This is a genomic window from Streptomyces sp. NPDC001070 (assembly GCF_053598835.1).
The window spans coordinates 1-20,537 of the sequence record NZ_JBSFLB010000064.1; the positions used below are offsets into that span (position 1 = coordinate 1).

13 protein-coding genes and 1 pseudogene are annotated in these 20,537 nt (G+C 70.3%); 9 read left to right on the forward strand and 5 right to left on the reverse strand.

The features are described from left to right. Positions 1 to 488: 488 nt before the first annotated feature. The gene (locus ACWDAS_RS40330; RefSeq protein ID WP_450400842.1) at positions 489 to 686 is read right to left on the reverse strand and encodes a hypothetical protein; all 198 of its coding nucleotides are present in this window, start codon (positions 684 to 686) and stop codon (positions 489 to 491) included. Positions 687 to 770: 84 nt separating this feature from the next. On the opposite strand from ACWDAS_RS40330, the pseudogene ACWDAS_RS40335 reads away from it, so the two are divergent. Then, a pseudogene (locus tag ACWDAS_RS40335) lies at positions 771 to 944 on the forward strand (helix-turn-helix domain-containing protein); the annotation flags it as partial. Between the two features lie 308 nt (positions 945 to 1,252). On the opposite strand, the gene ACWDAS_RS40340 reads toward ACWDAS_RS40335, so the two are convergent. Then, positions 1,253 to 2,368 carry an FAD-dependent oxidoreductase gene (locus ACWDAS_RS40340; RefSeq protein WP_450400843.1) on the reverse strand — a complete coding sequence of 372 codons (1,116 nt, stop codon included), beginning with the start codon at positions 2,366 to 2,368 and terminating at the stop codon, positions 1,253 to 1,255. A 72-nt stretch (positions 2,369 to 2,440) separates the two neighbouring features. Between ACWDAS_RS40340 and ACWDAS_RS40345 the strand changes: the two genes are divergently transcribed. After that, positions 2,441 to 3,121 carry a TetR/AcrR family transcriptional regulator gene (locus ACWDAS_RS40345; RefSeq protein WP_450400844.1) on the forward strand — a complete coding sequence of 227 codons (681 nt, stop codon included), beginning with the start codon at positions 2,441 to 2,443 and terminating at the stop codon, positions 3,119 to 3,121. 387 nt (positions 3,122 to 3,508) lie between these two features. Here the strand turns inward: ACWDAS_RS40345 and ACWDAS_RS40350 are convergent, their stop codons facing one another. Then, positions 3,509 to 6,886, reverse strand: coding sequence for a S8 family peptidase (locus ACWDAS_RS40350; RefSeq protein WP_450400845.1), 3,378 nt, complete (start codon positions 6,884 to 6,886; stop codon positions 3,509 to 3,511). Positions 6,887 to 7,674: 788 nt separating this feature from the next. Between ACWDAS_RS40350 and sigJ the strand changes: the two genes are divergently transcribed. The 3 genes from sigJ to ACWDAS_RS40365 all read left to right on the forward strand — a co-directional run bounded on the left by sigJ (position 7,675) and on the right by ACWDAS_RS40365 (position 9,392). Continuing rightward, on the forward strand, positions 7,675 to 8,556 hold the full coding sequence (gene sigJ / locus ACWDAS_RS40355; protein ID WP_450400847.1) for an RNA polymerase sigma factor SigJ: 882 nt from the start codon (positions 7,675 to 7,677) through the stop codon (positions 8,554 to 8,556). Between the two features lie 106 nt (positions 8,557 to 8,662). Then, positions 8,663 to 9,124: a carboxymuconolactone decarboxylase family protein gene (locus ACWDAS_RS40360; protein WP_450400848.1), complete on the forward strand. Its 462-nt coding sequence runs from the start codon at positions 8,663 to 8,665 to the stop codon at positions 9,122 to 9,124. Between the two features lie 4 nt (positions 9,125 to 9,128). Then, positions 9,129 to 9,392 carry a hypothetical protein gene (locus ACWDAS_RS40365; RefSeq protein WP_450400850.1) on the forward strand — a complete coding sequence of 88 codons (264 nt, stop codon included), beginning with the start codon at positions 9,129 to 9,131 and terminating at the stop codon, positions 9,390 to 9,392. Positions 9,393 to 9,631: 239 nt separating this feature from the next. Here the strand turns inward: ACWDAS_RS40365 and ACWDAS_RS40370 are convergent, their stop codons facing one another. Further along, the gene (locus tag ACWDAS_RS40370) at positions 9,632 to 10,828 is read right to left on the reverse strand and encodes an MFS transporter (protein ID WP_450400851.1); all 1,197 of its coding nucleotides are present in this window, start codon (positions 10,826 to 10,828) and stop codon (positions 9,632 to 9,634) included. Between the two features lie 626 nt (positions 10,829 to 11,454). On the opposite strand from ACWDAS_RS40370, the gene ACWDAS_RS40375 reads away from it, so the two are divergent. The 3 genes from ACWDAS_RS40375 to ACWDAS_RS40385 all read left to right on the forward strand — a co-directional run bounded on the left by ACWDAS_RS40375 (position 11,455) and on the right by ACWDAS_RS40385 (position 17,036). Then, positions 11,455 to 12,642 (forward strand): MalY/PatB family protein, encoded by a 1,188-nt coding sequence (locus tag ACWDAS_RS40375; RefSeq protein WP_450400853.1) that lies wholly within the window; start codon positions 11,455 to 11,457, stop codon positions 12,640 to 12,642. 138 nt (positions 12,643 to 12,780) lie between these two features. Further along, entirely contained in the window at positions 12,781 to 13,962 is a 1,182-nt protein-coding gene (locus ACWDAS_RS40380; RefSeq protein ID WP_450400854.1) for an amidohydrolase family protein, read from the forward strand. A 608-nt stretch (positions 13,963 to 14,570) separates the two neighbouring features. Then, a complete protein-coding gene (locus ACWDAS_RS40385; protein WP_450400855.1) occupies positions 14,571 to 17,036 on the forward strand; it encodes a SpoIIE family protein phosphatase in 2,466 nt (821 codons plus the stop codon). Between the two features lie 80 nt (positions 17,037 to 17,116). Here ACWDAS_RS40385 and ACWDAS_RS40390 read toward each other — a convergent pair whose 3' ends face one another. Then, positions 17,117 to 17,761 carry a dihydrofolate reductase family protein gene (locus ACWDAS_RS40390; RefSeq protein ID WP_450400856.1) on the reverse strand — a complete coding sequence of 215 codons (645 nt, stop codon included), beginning with the start codon at positions 17,759 to 17,761 and terminating at the stop codon, positions 17,117 to 17,119. Positions 17,762 to 18,311: 550 nt separating this feature from the next. Here ACWDAS_RS40390 and ACWDAS_RS40395 point away from each other — a divergent pair. Beyond that, positions 18,312 to 20,387, forward strand: coding sequence for an NPCBM/NEW2 domain-containing protein (locus ACWDAS_RS40395; RefSeq protein WP_450400857.1), 2,076 nt, complete (start codon positions 18,312 to 18,314; stop codon positions 20,385 to 20,387). Positions 20,388 to 20,537: the final 150 nt, after the last annotated feature.

Below are 20,537 nucleotides of genomic sequence, written 5' to 3' on the forward strand. Positions count from 1 at the left end.
GTCCAGGACCAGCCCCTGGGCGGACTGGCCGTGGCCACCGCCACGGCCCTGCTGGACGCTGCGGGAACGGCCTGACAGCTCAGAGCTGCCGGACCAGGCCGGTCTCGACTCCTGGTGCGCCCGCGACGCACATCACGACTGCGATCCCGCGGCTTCCTCCATCTCCGGCGCCCGACCCGACGACCGCTCCACCCGGCCGCCTTCCGTCCGGGACGGACCGGCTGGATCACTCGCCACCCCGACAGCCTCACCACCGACGAACACGCCAGGATCAGGGGCATCCTGGCCCGCGGTGCCCGCAGCTCGAAGCCACCGCTGGGCCGGTCCGGGTCTTCGCCGAGACAACCGCGAGCGCATCGAGCGCGTGATGCGCGAGCACAGCATCGCCGGCGTGATCCGCCGCAGGCGCCGGTCTCGACCCTGATCCGGGTTTGTCGGCACCCAAGTCGAACATCGCAGTGAGATCCACCCCGAACCTCACATGTGCGTCACCGCTCGTACCTGTCGGTGTACTGCGGCCCGTCCGGCTCGGTCTTGCATCCCTCACTGCTGGCGGGCATGCCGTGGGTGAGTACGAGAGCGTAGGACTGCGGGACAAAGTCGCAGCCCTTGCCGGACCACTGGGAGGCGAGGAACGTCCAGCCGACGGCGGCGACGGCGAGCGTGTACTTGGTCTTGGCGTTCATGCGAATGCGTGCCTCGGTTACGTCGGGCAATCATGACCCGGCTTGGGGCTTATGGGGAAGAGTGACGGGTTTGCGATCATACGCATGGCCCGGCCTTCAGGGCCCGGTACACGCCGGAAGACAGTCGAGCCGAGCGGTGCTGCGAGGGTGATCCGGGCGGAGGACTGGGCTGAGATTCGCCGGTTGCATCGGAGCGAGGGGTTGTCCGCCCGGGCGGTGGCCCGTGAGCTGGGGATTTCCCGGGGAACCGTGCTGCGGGCGTTGGCCTCTGATCGGCCACGGCGGTACAGGCGGGCGCTGAAGGGCTCGGCGGTGGACGCGGTCGAGCCCGCGATCCGGGAGTTGCCGAAGCAGACCCCGACGATGCCGGACACGGTGATCGCGGAGCGGATCGGATGGGACCGCGGGCTGACGATCCCGCGTGGACGGGTCCGGGAATTGCGGTCGGCCTATGGCACGGCCGCGAGCAGAGGCCTTGCCCGCGATGCGCGACAGAACGAGGAGTTCCAGGTCACAGCACGACACGCATGGCACGGACGGCGAGAACCTACAGACCTTGCAAGGTCTCAGATTCCGTCAGGTTGGAAGAATGCGAGCAGCTTCTGGCTGGCGTCCGGCGACATCAGCAATTGCTGCATGTCCGCGGACATCCGGGCGGCAGCGCTGGTGCGTTCGAACATCTCGCGTTCGTATTCTTCGACGGCGACGGGAAAGTCGTCCGGGTGCGCGGCCAGTGCGAGACCGAGCAGGGCGCCGTCGAGCAGCGCCATGTTGGCGCCCTCTCCCACCGGCGGCATCAGGTGCGCGGCATCGCCGAGCAGTGTGACGTCTGGCGTCGACGGCCAGGTCAGGCCGACCGGGAGAGTGGTGATCGGCCGCGGCACGACCGTGTCGTCGCAGGCCGCGATCAGCGCGGTGAACCGTGAGTCCCAGCCGGGGAGCAGGTCGATCAGCCGCGCCCGGGCGGCGGCCGGGTCGCCGAACGGGATCCCGCTGGTGGCGAACCAGTCCTCGGCGGTGTTGTAGAAGCTGAGGCCGATGCGAACGCGGCCGTCGCCGTTGCGCTGCGCCGCCAGGGACAGTCCGTTGCCGAGCACCCAGTAGTTGCCGCGCCCGACCATCGCCGCGAGGTCGGGGTGGGTGCGGTCGATATCGGGAATGCAGAGCTCGACGACGTTCTGGCCGATATGCGCCGGGCGGGCGTCGGTGAGCAGCGCGCGGACCCTGGAGTTCGCGCCGTCCGCGCCGACCAGCAGGTCGTACGTGGCAGTGCTGCCGTCGGCGAAGTGCAGCAGGCCGTTGCCGGCGGATTCGAACGCGTGCCCCCAGCGCACCACGTCTTCGGGGAGGGAATCCAGCAGCAGGTTGCGCAGATCGGCGCGGTCGACCTCGGGTCGGTCAAGCGGGGAGTCGTCGGGTGTGTCCTCCTGGAGCAGCAGCGTGCCATCCGGCTCGAGAAGACGCATGTCCTGGCCTTCGCCACGGGCGATCGCGTGGAACTGGTCGATCAGACCGGCCTCGCGCAGCGCCCGCTGGCCGGAGTGGATGTCCAGCATGCCGCCCTGACCGCGCGCACCGCGTGACGATTCACGTTCATACACGACGGAATCCATGCCGTTCACGTGCAGCACACGCGCGAGAGCCAGGCCGCCGAGCCCGGCTCCGACGATGGCGATGGTCATGGTTGCCTCCCCTTCGATACGCCGTACTGACCGATACACTGTATCGTCCCGATGCGATGTACTGTTAGCGGCATGTTGGTGTGGGAGAGGCCGGAGCCGCCGAATCGACCCGTACCGGCCCCGTTGAGCCGGGAGCGGATCGTGCGAGCGGCGATCCAGCTGGCCGACGCGGACGGCCTGGACGCGGTGTCGCTGCGCAAGGTCGCCACCGCGCTGGACGTCCGTCCGATGCGGCTGTACGGCTACATCGCCGGCAAGGAGGAGTTGCTCGACCTGATGGTCGACGCCGTCCACGCCGAGATCCGGCCGGTCGGAGACGGCTGGCGGGAAGTGCTCCGGTCTCTTGCCGAAGCCACTCGGCACACCGCTCACGAGCACGAATGGCTCGCCGATCTACTGGGTGGCCGACCCCAGCTCGGGCCGCACGCGCTCGCCAGTGGGGAGACCGTGGTGGCCGCGCTGGGCGGTGTCGACGTGGACGTCATCATGCCGGTGGTCGCCGCAGTCAACGCGTACGTGATCGGCGCGGTGCGCCGGGAGGTCGCCGAGCGGCGTGCCGAGCGGGCCACCGGGATGGACGAGAAGCGTTGGCAGGCCTCACTCGGGCCCTATCTGGAGCGGACCTTCGCCACCGGCCGATTCCCCGCGCTGGCCACGGTGGTGCGCGATGCCGCCCACCTGGACGCCGACAACACCTTCCGGATCGGCCTCGAATTCCTGCTCGACGGCATTGAAGCCCGCATCTCAAGGTGACGCGCAACCGAGGGCCGGACCCTTACCGCCCGTAGCGCCAGGTCGGCGCTGATGCGTTGAGACGACGCAGGAGCACGGCCTGCCGTCGACGATCACGCTCGTGACCTGACCGGATGATGTGTCGGCACCGCAAAGCCCCTGACAGGCCCTCAACTCCAGTCCCCCGCACCGGGCCCGCACCCCCCACCCGCAGTGGGCCATCCCCGCGCACAGGCCGCCCGGCGGTCGCCAGGGCGCCGCTGACCGCGCGGGCTACGGGGGACGGAAAAGGCCCCCGCCGGGGCGGGGGCCTTCCCATCGGTTCACCGTCCGCGGAACCCGGAGAGGTCCGCGGACCGGAACCGCGGAGGGCGCGAGCCCTGGACCGCGGTTCCGGCGCGGCGCGGGCTACTTCGTCAGGTAGGCGTCGACGATGGTCTCGTCGACGGTGTTGCCCTGCTTGTCCATGGCCTGGGCCTTGAACGACACGCTGCCACCGGCCTTGGGGTTGGTGACCAGGACCCGGCCGTCGCGCACGCTCAGCTTCTGCCAGTGGGCTCCCTTGTCGTAGGAGGCCCACACACTCAGGGACTTGAGGTTGCGGCCCGCGGCGGTTCCCTTGACGGTCACCGGCACCCACGTCTTCGCCCGGGCCCTGCCCGTGCTGTCGAGGGACAGAGCGGGGTTGAAGCGCACGACGGAGGTCGGGAGCTTGGTGATCCCCGGGGCGAACTCGGAGGAGAACGTCCAGCTCGTGGTCATGCTCGTGGAGACATCGGCGACCGTGCCGCGCTTGACCGAGACGGTCAGCCGGTAGTCGGCCCGCTCGTTCTCCGCGATGTAGAAGACGTCCATCGGGTAGATGCTGGAGTGGACGAGCTCACCGTTGCGGTAGAGGGACGTCTGCGCGCTCTCGATCGGGGCGTTGTTGTTGCTGATGTCCCCTTCGCTGTCCGAGAAGAGCGGGAGCCGCCCGTCGATCGCCTCGTCGGCCCGGAGCAGTCCGGTGAGTCCGGCGCCCTCCGGGAGATCCGGCCCGAAGACACCGACGTTGAACACGTGCTCGTAGGAGCGCCCGGGCTTGAACGTCCTCGCAAGTGCGTCATAGCTGGACTCGTAGGAGTCGTTCGCGTCGACCTGCATGAAGCCCAGCTGCCACGAGGTGTTCCCCGAGAGCAGGTGCAGGGTGCCGGTCCAGGGCAGGGCGTGCATGGTGCCCAGGCCCGCACCGCCCTGGGTGACCGGCGTGACGAATCCGAACTTGCCCTTCGACGGGGCTCCGAGCTTCGCCTCGACCTTGGCGAACTCCCGGGACTGGGCGTGGTGGGTGAAGCCGGTGAGGTACCTGTCACCGGTCGGCTGGTACACCAGCTGGTACTCGTCGTGTCCGTTGACGCCGGTGGAGAAGGTGGTCATGAGCTGCTGGGTCAGCCGGTCGCCCGGGGCCGCCCCGCCGCCGAGGTGGGCGGTGCGGAACTTCGCGAGGGAGCTGGTGAAGACCCCGTAGCGGGTGCTGTATCCGTCGGACAGGTCGAGACCCGCGCTGAAGAAGCCGAAGACCTGCTGGGCGGAACGGTCGGGGACAGTGATGTCGAGCGCCTTGGCGGTGCGCGCGTCCACCGTAACCGTGGTGTCCTGGGTGACGTCGAGGTTGGGCTGGTTGAACCAGTCAGCGCCCTGGTCGTACGAACCCACCGGGTCGACCCGGACCATGCTGTTGAGGAAGTAGCGGCCCTTGGGGACACGCACCGAGTGCGTGTCGCCGCTCAGGACGGTGGTGGCACCCTTGGCGGGTCCCGACAGGCCCTCCAGCTGGGCGTCCCAGGCGGGAGCTGGTGCGGGGTTGCCCTCGCGGTCCAGGGTCTTCACCGTGACGGTGTACATCTCCGACTCGCGGTCCACGGCCAGCGCGGTGCCGACGCTCTGCCCGTCGCCGGCGGCCGTGATCCGTCCGGTGAAGGCGCCGGTCGTGTCACCGCCGAGCCGGGTGTCGGCGGTGACCTTCACGGTCGCCTCGCCGTGCGCCGGGACGGTGACCTGGTCGTCCGCGGTGAACATCCCGCTGGGCGCGGCGTTTCCGTCCGGCCCGGTGGCGTCCACGGTCAGCTTCAGGGTGACCGGGGAGTCGCCCGAGTTGCGGTACGTCAGGTTCTTCGTGAGCGGCTGGTCGTCGGTGTGCGGCCACTGGGCCAGACCGAACGAGAGCGACGTCTCGCGGGCGACGACGGTCTGCTTGATCGCGTTCCGCAGGTCGACCCGGCCCGAGCCCTGCTCGAAGGCCGTGTACCCGCCGGGCGTCGTCGAGGAGACCAGCGCTTCCTTGATCTCGGCGCCGGTCCAGTCGGGGTGCTGCTGGGCGAGGATGGCGGCGGCGCCGGCGACGTGCGGGGTGGCCATGGAGGTGCCGCTGAGGGCCACGTAGCCGTCCGCGACGGGGGCGCCGACATCGCCCATGATGCTGTCGTGCGCGGCCGCGGCCCCGATGGCCACACCGGGCGCCGTCAGGTCGGGCTTGATGCCGCTGTCACCGACGCGCGGGCCGGTGCTGGAGAACGGGGCCAGCTTGTCCTGCTTGTCCACCGCGCCGACGGTGAGGGCGGCGTCGGCGCTGCCCGGCGAGCCGATCGTCCCGGCTCCCTGCTCGCCGTTGTTGCCCGCCGCGATGACGAAGAGGGTTCCGCTCTCGGCCGACAGCCTGTTGACGGCTTCCTCCGCCGGATCGATCTCCGGGGAGTCGTAGGTGCCGAGGCTGAGGTTGACGACGTCCGCCTTCTCGGCGACGGCCCACTCCATGCCCGCGATGATCTGGGACATGCTGCCGCTGCCGTGGTCGCCGAGGACCTTGCCGTCGAGGATGCGGGCCCCCGGCGCCACCCCCTTGTACTTGCCGTCGGACTTGGCGCCGGTGCCGGCCGCGATGGACGCGACATGCGTGCCGTGACCGTAGTGGTCGTCCATGTCCGGCGAGTCGGAGAAGTTGTGCTCGGCGACGACCTTTCCGGCCAGGTCGGGGTGGGTGGTGTCGACACCCGTGTCGAGGACGGCGATACGCGAACCGGTGCCGTCGAAACCGGCCGCCCATGCCTCCGGGCCGCCGATCTGGGGGACGCTCTTGTCCAGGCTGGCCTGGACGACAGCGTCCAGCCACACCGAGGCGATACCCGGTGCGACCGTGCGCTTCACGGCGTCGGCGGACCCGTTGGTGACCGCCGACCACAGGTCCGCGGTGCCGTTCGCGGGCGCGGCGACGGCGTCGGCGTTGACACTCGGCAGCGTGCGCCGGACTTCGGCACCGGCGGTGGAGCGCAGGGCCGTCCTGGCCGCCGGACGGGCCGCGTCGTACATCACGATGAGCCGCAGGTCATGACGCTGCTCGTAGGCCGGCGCGCTCAGTGTGGTGATGTCGAACAGGTGCCGGTCCACCCGGCCGCTCTGGACGAGACTCCGGGCGTCATCGGGCACGGCGTAGGTGTGGCCGTCGCGGGTCTCCACCCGGATGGGTATGTCCTCCCGGCCCTTGGCGGGACGCGCGCCAACGATCTCGCCCTTCGCGTTCACCGCGATCCGGTCACCGGTGATCAGTGGGATCCAGCGGTGCACGCCCGCACCGGCCGGAGTCCCCTTGATCTCGGGGCCCGTTCCGAAGGCCGAGGCCGAGACCGAGGACGGCGTGGCCGCCGATGCCGTGCCGGTGGGGGTGGAGAGTGCCAGGGACACCGACGGGGTAGCGGCGACCAGCAGCATACTGATTCCCAAGACCGTGCCGATCGCAGGTCTCTTGGACATGAATTTCACGATTTCCTCTCGCTCACGCACCCCGCGCCAACGCATGGGTTTCACAGTGGACTTGGGGTGCGCCGCACAGCGAAGCACCAGTCCCGAGAGGGTGTCAACGGGTTGATCTTGGATTGAGGGATGGTGAACGGGTGACCAACCGGTAATTCATTTACGGCATTACCGCACTTTCGGCCCCAACTCGCTCGCCGTCCGACGGGACAGGCACAGACCACGCGCCACCTGCGGTGATGCCGTCGGCCGGCCATCCGCGTACGAGGGTCCGCAGCCCTCATCCCACCCTCGCCGGGAGCGGCGGGATTTCAGCGGATTGACCGCCGAGTCTCCCCCCGGGGGCCCCATCCGAAAGAGCCGTGTGCCGTGCGAACCGGCAGTGGACGGCAGCGACGAATCCGGCTCTGAAGATCTGCCCGGCAGCAGGCCGACCCCGCCCCCGCAGTGGCGGAGGTGCGAACCATCGGCGAGCAGGAGTGCGGCCCCTCGCCGGCGCTGACATCTTCCGGCCTTGCCGCTCCCAGAATGGGAGCATATGCTCATAGCTAGGCCGGAAACCGGTACAGGGGTCAGTGTGGCAGGTCCCGCAACGCGCTTCCCTCGTGGGGGTACGCGTGCGTGCGTGCGTCAACGCATACTTCTCCGTTGCCGGATGGGTCGTCTTCCGGAAGGCAGAGCAGTCACCCCCCGAAGCAGACGACGGCTGATCGGGATCCCGGGGTCGAAGCTGTACGGAACGTGGTCGCCCGTCGGGACGGCGACGGGATGAGGGAGGTTGGGTCCGCATGAGTACGGCGCGCGTGTACAGGCCGACTGCGGTGCTCGAGGCCGAGTGGGAGACGCACCGACCCGCCGTGTTCGGGGTGGCGTACCGCCTGCTCGGAAGTGTGGCCGATGCCGAGGACGTGGCCCAGGATGTGTGGCTGCGGGCGGCCGGGGCGGATCTTGGCGACATCGGTGATCTTCGGGCCTGGCTGGTCACGGTCGCGGCGCGACGATCGTACGACGTCCTGAAGTCCGCCCGCGTCCGCAGGGAGACCTACGTGGGGCCGTGGCTGCCCGCGCCGTTGCTGACGGGACCGGACGCGTCCGAGGCGGTGCTCCTCGACGAGTCCGTCGGGTCCGCGATGCTCCTGGTCATGGAGGAGCTGAGTCCGCCGGAGCGGGTGGCCTTCATCCTCCACGACGTCTTCGGCCTGGAATTCAGCCGGATCGCCGACGTGCTGGACGCCTCCGCACCGGCCGCCCGCCAGCTCGCTTCCCGGGCGCGGCGGAAGGTGGCCAAGGCCAGGCAGCCCGCACCTCAGGCCTCCCGGGCGGAGCGCGAACGGCTGCTCGCCGCGTTCCGCGCCGCCTACGAGGCCGGGGACCTGGCCGGCCTGGTGCGGCTCCTCCACCCGGAGGCCGTGTTCGTCACCGACGGCGGCGGCCGTATCGCTGCGGCTCGCAAGCTGGTGCGCGGCTGTGAGCGCGTCGCCATGATGATGGTGCGGGTGGGACGCCGGTGGCGTCCGGACCGCATCGACATCGTTGAGGTCGGCGGCGAGCCGGCCCTCCTGGTCCACCGGGAAGGCCGTGTCCACTCCGTCGACACAGTGCAGATAAGGGACGGCCTGATCACCGAGTACCGCAGGGTTCTCAACCCGGAGAAACTCGCGCACCTCTGAGCTGTCACACCCGCGTGTGCCGCCTCGTCTCCCTGATGACAAGGCGGAGAGAGACCGGGCCGGCCGAAGGCCCGCGGTCATCAGGCCACGCCAGAAGGAGAAACCCATGAGCGAGCAGCAGCGCGTCAACATCGGAAAGCAGCACCCGGACAGCTACCAGGCGCTGATCGCCCTGTCCTCGGCGGTGGAGGAGGGTGCCGCCGCGGCGGGCCTCGACCCGCTTCTGGTCGAGTTGCTGAAGATCCGCACGTCCCAGATCAACGGCTGTGCCTTCTGCCTCCGGATGCACACGCGCGACGCCCTCAAGAAGGGCGAGAACCCGGACCGGATCGCAGTGCTGCCCGCCTGGGAGGAAGCCGACTACTTCTCCCCGACCGACCGCGCCGCCCTGCGTCTGACCGAGGCGATCGCACACGTGTCGGAGGGGCACGTGAGCGACGCGGACTACGAGGCGGCCGCCGCCGTGCTCACCGCGGACCAGGTCTCGGCGGTCGCCTGGCTGGCGACGCTGATGAACGCGTTCAACCGCGTGGCGATCACCAGCCGCTACCGGGTCGGCGCCAGTTGAGCCGGTGCGCGAGGCTCGCGACCTGCTCCACGGGCCGCCGCACGGGTACCCGGACACTTGCCACGGGCTCGGCGCGCTGAGCGAGGAGCACGAGCGCCTGGACGCGGCGCTCGACCATCTGGCCGCGGTGAACCCGGGCGGAGACGCGGTTGAACACGGGGCCGGTGAGGCCGCCGGCACATGCCTCGGCGGTGGCGTGGCGGTCGGCCCCCGGGCCGTGCTGGACGCCGCGGCCGTCGTTCCTCGACGAGGTGGGAACACCCGCTGAAGTTGAACTGGTGCTCGCGGTTCCGCCAGAGGCAGTACGCCCGCTCCTTCCCGCATGCGCCGACAGGCTACGGAGGACCTGCGGGTCCTGCGCGGCGTCCGCGCCTGCTCCTCCCCGATCCCCGTCCGGTGGCCGGACGGGGATCGGGGAGGAGCAGGCCGCGCAGGTCAACGGCACCGGTCCCGGGATACTCGCACGGGCACGCCACGAGAGCGGCGTCGCGTCCGGGCGGCTGCGTGTTACGTGGTGGGCAGCGGTTCTGCGTGCGCCGGAGCCGCGTCGCGCGCCTTGTGCCGGCGGATGACGGCATGTGCCGTCTCCGCCGCGACGAGGCCGAGCGCGATCAGCACGGCGCCGATGGGGCCGAGCCCGTGCGCGCCGCGCCACGCTATTCCGGCCTGCCCGACCAGCGGCGCGATGGAGGCGCCGACATAGAACGTCGCCGTGTTGAGGCCGGTGAGCATGGGGGCCGCCGTCGGCATGGCGTCGATCAGGCGGTGGGTCTGCGGCGCCAGGAGTCCCCATGCGCAGATGCCCCAGACGACCAGCGCCCCGATGGTGGTGGCCAGGTGCGCGCTGCTCCAGGGCAGCACGGCGAAGTTGACGGCGCACACGACGATCGCGGTGTTGATGATGCGCCGGGCGCCGATCCGGTCCACCAGATGGCCCGAGCCGAGCGTTCCGACGGTGGACGCCACGCCCCACACGAACAGCAGCACCGCCAGGGTGGTGCCGCTGCCGCCGGTGGCACGGTCCAGGCTCTCCGCGATGTACGAGTAGACGATGTACAGGCCGGTGAAGACGAGGAGGGTCGTCAGCAGGGTCAGGCCGATGCGGCGGTCGCCGAGCGGGGCGAGTCGGGCACGCAGCGGTACCAGCGGCGGGCTGGGGATCCTGGGCAGCAGCAGGGCGATGCCCGCGGCGGCGAGCACTCCCAGGGCGGAGACGAACAACATGGTGGCACGCCAGTCGCCGGAGAGACTGCCGATCGCCGTGCCGATGGGGGCGCCGAGCGCGGTCGCGGCACTGAGACCGGCCATCACGGTGGCGATGGCCCGCCCCCGGCGCTCCGGCGGCGCGAGCGCGGCGGCCGCGGCCACGGCGGCTGGACTGACCATGGCGCCGCCGAGCCCGGCGAGCACCCGCGCGGCCAGTGCCACACCGAAGACGGGAACAAGGGCGGTCAGCAGGTTGCCCACGACGAAAATGCCGAGTCCGGTCAGGAACAGCGTGCGGCGTGGCCAGCGTGTGGTGAGCGCCGCCATGACGGGGCCCAGCACGGCGTAGGAGAAGGCGTAGGCCGTGATCAGCCATCCCGCGGTGCCGACGCCTACGTCGAGGGAGCGCGCGGCCTCCGGCAGGATGCCGGCGATGACGAAGCTGTCGGTACCGATCGCGAACAGCGCGGCGGTCAACACGAGGAGTGGTCGATACATGCCGAAGGTTCTCCAAGCAGGATGAAACAGGATTTGCTACAAAGGTGTCCGAAGGGAGGCCGACCCTGTGGATCGGCCTGAGTGACGACGACCGACGACCTCCAGGGGGCAGGGGGTGGCGAGGGCCCCCCGGAGTACGTCGACAGCTATGACTGTCACCAGTTCGGCCGTCACCGAGTCCTCCGCGCGGCTGCATGTCTCCCGCAGCACCGGCGGGATGCCCCGCCCGACCGGGCACTGCCGATCGGGAGGTGCGGAGTGTGGGCGGCCCCCATCGAGCACTTAAGAGCATATGCTCGTACCTATGGAGCAGCAAGACCCGATCCCGCACCACGCGCCCGCACCCGGTCAACGCCACCACGGTGGGACCGCGTCCGTCGCGGGAGACCCGCCGGGCGCACGGTCGCCCGCAGACGAGACCTTTCGTCGGCCACATCCGATGCCACCCGGCATGTACTTGATCCGTCAAGCATTCTGCTAGGGTGAGGACGGCGATCCGGTTTCTCGTGCGATTTTCGCCTCGGAGCACTGGGTGCAGGCCGAGGCCCCCGCCGACGGCCTTGAGCAATGGGCCCGCCTCGGCCGACGCGACGCGGCCCGAATCGCATCGCCAACGGAGGAAAGTCATGACACACGCAGGACTCGAGGCATTGGACACGGCGCGGCAAGCGGGCCATCCGCTGCGCAGGCTCACGATCGACGACCTGCGGCGCCGCAAAGGCGTCAAGTGGCGTCACCACCCGGAGGACGTCCTGCCGCTGTGGATAGCCGACATGGACGCGACCCCCGTCCCTGCCGTCGTCGACGCCGTGAACCTGGCCTTGGAACGCGGGGACACCGGCTACCCGCCCTTCGACACGACGATGGCGGAGGCCTGGGACCAGTTCGCCGCCAAGCGCTGGGGATGGCGCGTGGCAACCGAGCGGACGATGGTCGTTCCCTCCGCGCTGACGGGCATCTCCGAGACGCTCAAGGTGACGACTGCTCCCGGGGACGTGGTTGTCGTCAACTCGCCTGGTTACGGTCCCCACCGGCACATCGCGGAGGGACTGGGCCGCCGCGTGGTGGAGGCCCCGCTGGGGCCGGACCACCGTATCGACCTCGAGGCGCTGCGCGCCGCGTTCGGCCGGACGGTCGACGGCGGACGCCCCACGGTCTTCCTGCTGTGCAGCCCCCACAACCCGACCGGCACCGTCCACACTGCCGAAGAGCTGTCCGCGGTGACGGAACTGGCACGGCAGTTCGGGGTTCGGGTCGTCTCGAACGAGATCCATGCGCCGCTCGTGCCGGCCGGCGCGCGCCATGTGCCGTACCTCTCGGTCCCGGGCGCCGAGGACGCCGTCGCCATCTACTCCGCCTCGAAGGGGTGGCATTTGTCGGGCTTCCGCGCCGGGATGCTCGCCTGGGGGCAGGAGGCGGACGACGCCCTGCGGCGCATCCCCCTGAGCGTCGCCTACGAGCTGAGCGGTATCGGTGTCATCGCCCAGACCGCTGCCGTGCGGCTCGGCGGTGGCTGGCTGGACGCGCTGCTCGCCGACCTCGACGACAACCGCCGCCTCCTCGGCGAACTACTGGAGCTGCACCTGCCCGGCGTCCGGTACCGCCGGCCCGAGGGCACGTACCTGGCGTGGCTGGACTGCCGCGCCCTTGGTCTGGGCGACGATCCCGCGGCGGTCCTCCTGGAGCGCGCCCGGGTCGCCCTCACCTCAGGTCTGGAGTTCGGCACGGGAGGCGCGGGCCACGTACGCCTCAACTTCGCCACGTCGCCGGAGATCCTCACCGAGGCCGTCCGCCGGATCGGGACGCCGGCCTGATCCCGGCAGCCCCGCCACAGCCGGAGGCCGCCTTGCGGCCGTCTCCGTGACAACGCGCGACATCCCGTGTGCCTGGCTCGACTGGGGCCCCTGTCACGCCCAGTCACAAGACACTGCTTTTCGATGGGAATCATGTTGATGAACTCCACTGCCGTACACGCCGGTTCGATGTTCGACGGCTTCACCCGGTCGGGGCCCGCCACCGTCCACATCAGAGGCGACCGAGTCATCCGCGTGGACCGCGCCGGCGCGCTGCCCACCGACGGCACCCCGATCATCGACCTCGGCCCGCAGGCGTGCCTGCTGCCCGGCCTCATCGACACCCACACGCACCTCGCCTTCGACGCGAGCCCCGACCCCGTGACCTCCCTGGCCACGACGAGCGATGCGGACCTGCTGGCGCAGATGCGGGCCGCGGCCCAGGCGGCACTCCGGGCCGGCATCACCACCATCCGCGACCTCGGTGACCGCGACTACCTCTCGCTGACCCTCGTGGAGGAGCTGGCCGGGGCCCCGGAGCACGGGCCGGAGATCCTGGCCGCGGGCCCCCCGCTCACCACACCGGGCGGGCACTGCCACTTCTTCGGCGGCGAGGTCGAGGGCACCGAGGCACTGCGCGCCGCGGTGCGCGAGCACCACACCCGCGGCTGCGTCGTCATCAAGATCATGGCCAGTGGCGGCAACATGACGCCCGGCTCCGTGCCTCCGCACGCCTCGCAGTACGGCCTCGAGGACCTGCGCGCCGTCGTGGACGAGGCACACCGTCTCGGGCTGCCCGTGGCCGCCCACGCCCACGGTGTCGAGGCCATCAGGGACGCCCTCGACGCGGGCGTCGACAGCCTGGAGCACGTCACCTTCCTCAGCGCCGACGGCGCCACGTCCGATCCCGACCTCGTCGAGGCCATCGTGGCCAGCGGTACGTTCGCCAGCCTCACCCTGGGCCTTGCCCCCGGCGTGGCGATCGACCCGCCCAAGGCCCTGGCCGGACACATCCAGACCATCATGGACACCATGGCCAGCCTGCACGCGGCGGGTGCGAACGTGGTCATCGGCTCGGACGCCGGCATCGGGCCCGCCAAGCCCCACGACGTCCTCCCGCACGGCGTCGGTGATCTCGTCCGCCTGGGCGTGGACCCCCTCGACGCGCTGATCTCCGTGACCAGCCTCGCGGCCCGGCTGTGCCGTGTGGAGGGCCGCAAGGGACGGATCAGCGTCGGTGCCGACGCGGACCTGCTGGCTGTCAACGGCGATCCCGTCAAGGACCCCGCGGCCCTGCTCGACGTGCAGGCCGTCTTCCGGGCCGGTATCCGGGTGCGGTGAACTCCGCCGGGCACGAGCGTGCCCGGCGGATCGGAAACCGGTGCGGGTGATCTTGCCGATGGCGGTGCCGGACTCCGGGATGAGGATGGCTTCGGCGGCTGACGACAGGCGGCCGGCGCTGCAGCGGGCGTGGCGGAGGATGCGCCGGCGCCCGAGGGTGGCCATGCCGGGTTCCACGGGATACCGGAGCCGGGCGTGCGCCCGGTTCAGTGATCTTTGCCGGCGGTGAGCACCCTTGCGGGGTGGGCGACGGGTCGGCACGGCAAAGGTGCCGCCGGCGCCGAGGCAGGCCGCGTCGGCCGTCGCGGTACAGGCAGTCCTCGCTCGTGGCGCCGGCCGTCGTGATGCCCCTGGGCTGCTTGCGACGCGACGCGAAGTCGGCCGCGTCGCGCACCTCCTTTCAGCGCGCCGCGGGCCGCGGGGCCCGCCACCGCGCGGGTCCCCGGTGCGGGCGGCCGTGTAGGGCGGATCCACAGCGCCTGGTCGCTCCGGTGACCTCAGGGTGCGGACGATCTCGGTCACTGGTGAAACCCGATTCGCAGGTACAAGCTGAGGAAAGGGGGAATGCCTCGCCGGTCACCGGCGAGGCAGGCGTGAGAGGTGCCGCGATGGACAAGAAGGCCGGCCTACCCATGGAAGCGGATCCCGCAGGACTCCCCCCACAAGCCGCTGCCTCGATCGCGATGGACGCGCAGGGGGCGGTGAGCGCCTGGAGCGCGGGGGCACAGGAGCTGTTCGGGTACCAGCCGGCAGAGGCGATGGGCAGGCAGGCCGAGCAGTTCCTCGCAGAGCCCCTTCACAAGACCGCCCGGCGCTGCTGCGCCGCGCGGGAGGCCTGGCAGGGAGCGATCGCCGTACGACGCCGGGACGGCGACTGCCTGGGGGTGTGGGTCCGGGCGTTTCCGCTGGTGGACGCGGTCGGCGGCGTGCAGTGGTTGCTCACGGCGACGACAGCCGGAGCGGCGCCGGTGGCGGGCTTCCCCCGCGAGCCGGAGACGGTTGTCGAACACTGGGCGCTGGAGCAGTTCTCGCTTCCCCTGGCGCTCTGCGATCGCCAGGGCCTGTGCCTCGCGGTGAACACGGCGATGGAACGCGCGGTGGGCAGGCCGAGGGAGAAGCTCCTCGGCCGGCCCTTCGGTCGTCTCAGGACGGGGCGGCCGACCGAGGGCCTGGAGAATATCGGGGAGACCCTGGAGCAGGTATGGCGAAGCGGGAAGTGCGTGCGGCAGGAGGTGTACCTCCACGTACCCCATGGGGGTTCCGCCAACGCCTGGCTGATCACGGTCTCTCCGGTCAAGGACCACACCGGCCAGGTATGCGCCGTGTCACTGGCGATGGCCGAGGCCACGGAGCAGTTCCGCGCGCGCAGCCGGCTGAGCATTCTCAACGAAGCCGCCGTACGGATCGGCACCACGCTCGACCTGGCCCGCACCGCGGCGGAGCTGACGGAAGTCGGCACGGACCACTTCGCCGACCTCGTGGTCGTCGATCTGCTGGACGGCGTGCTCCACGAGGGGGAACCCGATAAGAAGTCCGCCGGGCGAGGCCCGGTCTTCCGCCGCGTCGCCCAGAGTTCGGTGCTGCCGGGCTGTCCCGACTCGGCGTTCCCGGTCGGAGCCATCCACACCTACCCCGAGGATTCGCCATCCGGTCGTGCGCTGGCCGCCGGCCGCGCGACGCGCTACGGCAGTGAGGGCGGCATGACGGCATGGGCCGGCAGTTCCCCCGGCTACGCCCGCAGGATCCGCCGCTTCGGCATCCATTCCCTGATGGCAGTGCCGCTGCGCGCCCGCGGTGTCACCCTGGGACTGGCCATCTTCCTCCGCCACCGCACCCCCGACCCCTTCGACGACGAGGATCTGCGTCTGGCGGACGAGCTCGCCGCCCGGGCGGCTGTGTACATCGACAACGCCCGCCGCTACTCCCGCGAGCGCCGGATCGCACTGTCCCTGCAGGCAAGCCTGCTGCCCGACAGCGGGTCCCTGGAGTCGGGAGTCGAGGTGGCATCCCGCTACCTGCCCGCAGATCCGTGCATCGGCGGCGACTGGTTCGACGTCATCTCGCTGTCCGGGGCGCGGGTCGCGCTCGTGGTGGGAGACGTCGTCGGCCGCGGTATCCAGGCATCCGCCACGATGGGGCGCCTGTGCACGGCGGTACGCACCCTGGCCGACGTGGATCTGGCGCCCGACGAACTGCTCACCCAACTCGACGACCTCGTCCTGCGGCTGGACTTCAAGGGGACCGCGAACGAGGTGGGGGCCACCTGCCTGTACGCCGTGTACGACCCCGTCTCCCGCAGGTGCGGCATAGCCCGCGCCGGCCATCCCGAACCGGCACTCGTCACCCCGGACGGAACGGTACGGTTCCTCGACGTCCCCGCCGGTCCCCCGCTGGGCGTGGGCGGCCTGCCCTTCGAGGTCGCGGAGTTCGCACTGCCCGAGGGAAGCATCCTCGCCCTCTACACCGACGGGCTCATCGAAAACGCCCACCGGGACGTGGACGAGGGGAAAGCCGCCCTCCGCGACGTCCTCGCGCACCCGGGAGACTCCCTGCAGGCGACCTGCGACAGGACGGCACACACCCTGCTGCCCGGCACACGCACCGACGACGCGGCCCTGCTGCTGGCCAGGACCCGTGCGCTGCGCGCGGACCAGGTCGTCACGTGGGATCTGCCCGCCGAGCCGGCCGCCGTCGCCCATGCCCGCGCACTCGCCTCGGACCAGCTGACGGCATGGCACCTGGAGGACACCGCCTTCGTCGCCGAACTCGTGCTCAGTGAACTGGTCACCAACGCCATCCGCTACGGCCGTCCTCCCATCCAGTTGCGACTGATCCGCGACGCCGCCCTCATCTGCGAAGTGTGCGACAGCAGCAACACGGCCCCCCACCTGCGGCGCGCCCGCACCTTCGACGAAGGCGGCCGCGGGCTTCTCATCGTCGCCCAGCTCACCCATCGCTGGGGATGCCGCCAAGGACCTCACGGCAAGATCGTCTGGGCCGAGGTTCCGCTGTCGACCGCTGATCAGGCCGACAGGATCCGGCGACCCCACATGGCCGGCTCCGGAACCGCGTGAGCGCGACCGCCCTCGAGAGGGGCATCCGCCGGAGCGGACGCCCCCTCGCAGTCGCAGCCTGAACTCGAGTGCCCCTCGCGTCACCTTCGCCAGAACAGGTGGTGCGTCACGCCGCTCGGACTGGGCACGACCTCCAGATGGAACCGGTCGAGCAGCTCATCGGGCGACTGCCACAGTCGTAGCCCGGACCCGAGCTTTACCGGCGAGACCGCCACATGCATGGTGTCGACGAGGCCGGCATCAAGGAACTGCCTGATGGTGGTGACCCCGCCGCCGAGTCGGACGTCCTTGCCCTGCGCCGCTTCGCGCGCCCGTTCCAGGACCGTGGCCGGGTCGCCGTCGACGAAGTGGAACGTGGTGTCGGAGAGCATGAATGAAGGACGCTTGTGGTGGGTCATGACGAACACCGGCGTGCGGAACGGGGGCTCCGCTCCCCACCAGCCGCGCCACTCATGATCGTGCCAAGGCCCACGTTGGGGACCGAACTTGTTGCGGCCCATGATCTCGGCACCGATGTTGCGTGCGAAGTCTCGCGTGAAGTAGTCGTCCAGGCCCCGGCTTCCTCCGGGATCTGTGCGCATCGGCCAGCTCGCCGTGGCTCCGGCCCAGCCGAACAGCCTCTCGGGATGGTCGCAGCCGAACGGCCTCTCCAGACTCTGGTGCTCACCGGCACCGATTCCGTCACTCGAGACGTTGAAGTTCATGACTCTCAGCAGTTGATCCACGCGTTTCCTCTTCAGGTCCTGTCGCGTCATCGTGTGGCGGGGCGCCGCACACCATGACGTCGAACGGGACACAGCCGGATCGACAGCAGCCCGCGACTTTCTTCCGTGGCATGTCAGGACAGAACCCCGCCTGCGGTGCGGCACCTGTCGCGACGTTCGACTGCTCTGCGGAGGACAGCGCCGGCGGTACGGGATTCGTCAAGGTTGAAGCCGTCGACGGCCAGGGCCGGATGCCTCTGCCGGGAACGCTTCCAAGCGAGAACGAACCCCGCATGTCACCCGATATATCACATCTAGCGCCAACTCATACATGACCTGACAGACGGCAGTTGGGGTACCCGACGGAGCCCCACCAGTAACTCTTAATTTAGGAATTATTATTGACGCACGCCGGTAACCGCTGCAGGATCCTGGAAACAAGATCGCAGGCGCGCGGGCATCGACTGGCCCGAAGACCGAGCGCCGCACCCTCCACCAGGGAGCGGCACCTCGGGCTCACGGCCAGGACGGGGTCGGCACGCCCGATCGATCGGACAGAGAAGGATCCGATGTGAAACGACATCTCACTGCCCTCCTCGCCCTCGCGACCGGCTTGCTGGCCGTGGCCGTGCCGGCGCCCGCCCACGCGGTCCCGGCCGCCGTCACGGCGCCGGCAGCTCAGCAGGTGCTGAGCCCGACGCCGGCCATGGGCTGGAACACCTATTACGCGCTGGGTGGCGATCCGACCGAGGCCGAGGTCAAGTCGGTAGCCGACTTCCTGGTCAGCAGCGGCCTGCGCGACGCCGGCTACGAGTACGTCTGGATCGACGGCAACTGGGCGGCGCCGACCCCGCGCAGCTCGGCCGGCGACCTGGTGCCCAACCCCGACCAGTTTCCGAACGGACTGAAGCCGCTGGTCGACTACATCCACGCCAAGGGCCTGAAGGCCGGCATCTACACCGACGCCGGCCCGTACATACCGGGCAAGTGTGGACTGGGCAGCCACGGCTACTATCAGCGCGACGCGGACCAGTTCGCCGCTTGGGAGTTCGACGCGGTCAAGGTGGACTACCTCTGCGGGATCGCCGCGGACCTCGACCCCAAGACCGTCTACACCGAGTTCGCGCAGGCGTTGCGGAACAACGCCAGCGGGCGCCCGATGATCTTCAACCTCTGCAATCCGGTGACCTCCCCGGACTGGGGCGACTACCCGGAGGAGCAGCAGTCGACGTACTCCTGGTCCTATGCGCCGGCGATCGCGCAGTCCTGGCGGACGTACACGGATGTGGGTTTCGTCGGCGAGATCAAGTTCAAGGACGTGTTGCGGAACTACGACGCGAACGCGCGGCACCCCGAGGTCGCCGGGCCGGGGCACTTCAACGACCCGGACTACCTCGGGCCTGAGCTGGGGATGACCGACGAGGAGTTCCGTACCCAGATGACGCTCTGGTCGGTGGCGGCGGCGCCGCTGGTGATCGGCAGCGACGTCCGTAAGCTCAGCAAGACCTCGCTCGGCATTCTCGCGGACCGCGATGTAGTGGCGATCAACCAGGACACCGCCGGTGTCCAGGCGGTCCGCGTCGGCCCCGCGGGTACGACCGAGACCTGGGTGAAGCGGCTGGCGGGCGGCGACCGTGCCGTGGTGCTGCTGAACCGGGGCGACAGCCCGGCGACCCTGGCCACGAAGGCCTCGGCGGTCGGGCTGTCCGGGAACCGGTTCACCCTGAAGAACGCCTGGACCAACCAGGTGACCGAGAGCGCCGGCACCATCAGTGCCGCCGTCCCGGCCCACGGCGCGGCCTTGATCCGGGTCGGCCCGGCCACGGGCAAGCCCGGTGTTCCCCACGTCGTCGCGGGCCTGCCGCAGGTGACGCAGGTCGGTGGCGACGCAGTGCCGGCCGGGGCCGCGCCGCTGGTCGCCGGCGGCGACCAGGCCCGGGTCGAGGTCACCGTCCGTAACGACGGCGCGCAGCCGGTCTTCGCACCGCGGGTCGACCTGACGGTGCCCGACGGCTGGACGGCCCGTCCGCTCGGCACAGCGCCGAAGCTACTGGACTCCAACCACGTGGTGACCTTCGCCTTCACGGTGACCCTGCCGGCCACCGCCACGCCGGGCAGCACCTCGCTGACCGCCACCACGTCCTACGAGGTGACCGGCGAGAAGCGGCTGCGGCAGGAGACGACCGCGCCGGTTGTGGTAGCACCGGCCGCACCGGACGGCGACATCGTGCTGTCGCACCACCAGTGGATCAGCGCCACCAGCGGATGGATGAGCCCGACGGTCGATCTCAGCGTCGGTGGCTGGTCACCGATCAGCATGCTCGGCCAGGTCCACCCCACCGGCATCGGAGTCGCCTCCCCCTCCGCCATCCGCTACTACCTCGGCGACCAGTGCAGCCGGCTCACCACTACCGTCGGCATCGACGACGCCGTACGCAACGTCGGCCCGGAAGGCGGCACCTCGACCTTCCAGATCATCGGTGACGGCAAGGTGCTGTTCGACAGCGGCGTCCTGACCCGCGACGAGGTCCGCCAAGCCGACGTCGACCTGACCGGCGTCCGGGTCCTCGACCTGGTGGTCGGCGACGCCGGCGACGGCGGCTACAACGACCGTGCCAACTGGGCCGGCCTGAACGCCACCTGCTGAACCCGGACGGCCGCGCCCACACAACACCCCAATCCGAGCACGGCCGACCCACCCACACACCACAACGCCGTGGGGCCCAACACCACCCCCAGCTGCCCCGGGATCAACCCACCCACCCCAGACTAGTCAAGAGCACCCTCAGCTCACAGG

Bases quoted from the DNA above. Each gene is read 5' to 3' on its own strand.
- ACWDAS_RS40345 (WP_450400844.1), top strand. From the start codon at position 2,441: ATGTTGGTGTGGGAGAGGCCGGAGCCGCCGAATCGACCCGTACCGGCC.
- ACWDAS_RS40385 (WP_450400855.1), top strand. From the start codon at position 14,571: ATGGACAAGAAGGCCGGCCTACCCATGGAAGCGGATCCCGCAGGACTC.
- sigJ (WP_450400847.1), top strand. From the start codon at position 7,675: ATGAGTACGGCGCGCGTGTACAGGCCGACTGCGGTGCTCGAGGCCGAG.
- ACWDAS_RS40370 (WP_450400851.1), bottom strand. From the start codon at position 10,828: ATGTATCGACCACTCCTCGTGTTGACCGCCGCGCTGTTCGCGATCGGT.
- ACWDAS_RS40375 (WP_450400853.1), top strand. From the start codon at position 11,455: ATGACACACGCAGGACTCGAGGCATTGGACACGGCGCGGCAAGCGGGC.
- ACWDAS_RS40360 (WP_450400848.1), top strand. From the start codon at position 8,663: ATGAGCGAGCAGCAGCGCGTCAACATCGGAAAGCAGCACCCGGACAGC.
- ACWDAS_RS40330 (WP_450400842.1), bottom strand. From the start codon at position 686: ATGAACGCCAAGACCAAGTACACGCTCGCCGTCGCCGCCGTCGGCTGG.
- ACWDAS_RS40340 (WP_450400843.1), bottom strand. From the start codon at position 2,368: ATGACCATCGCCATCGTCGGAGCCGGGCTCGGCGGCCTGGCTCTCGCG.
- ACWDAS_RS40350 (WP_450400845.1), bottom strand. From the start codon at position 6,886: ATGTCCAAGAGACCTGCGATCGGCACGGTCTTGGGAATCAGTATGCTG.
- ACWDAS_RS40380 (WP_450400854.1), top strand. From the start codon at position 12,781: ATGAACTCCACTGCCGTACACGCCGGTTCGATGTTCGACGGCTTCACC.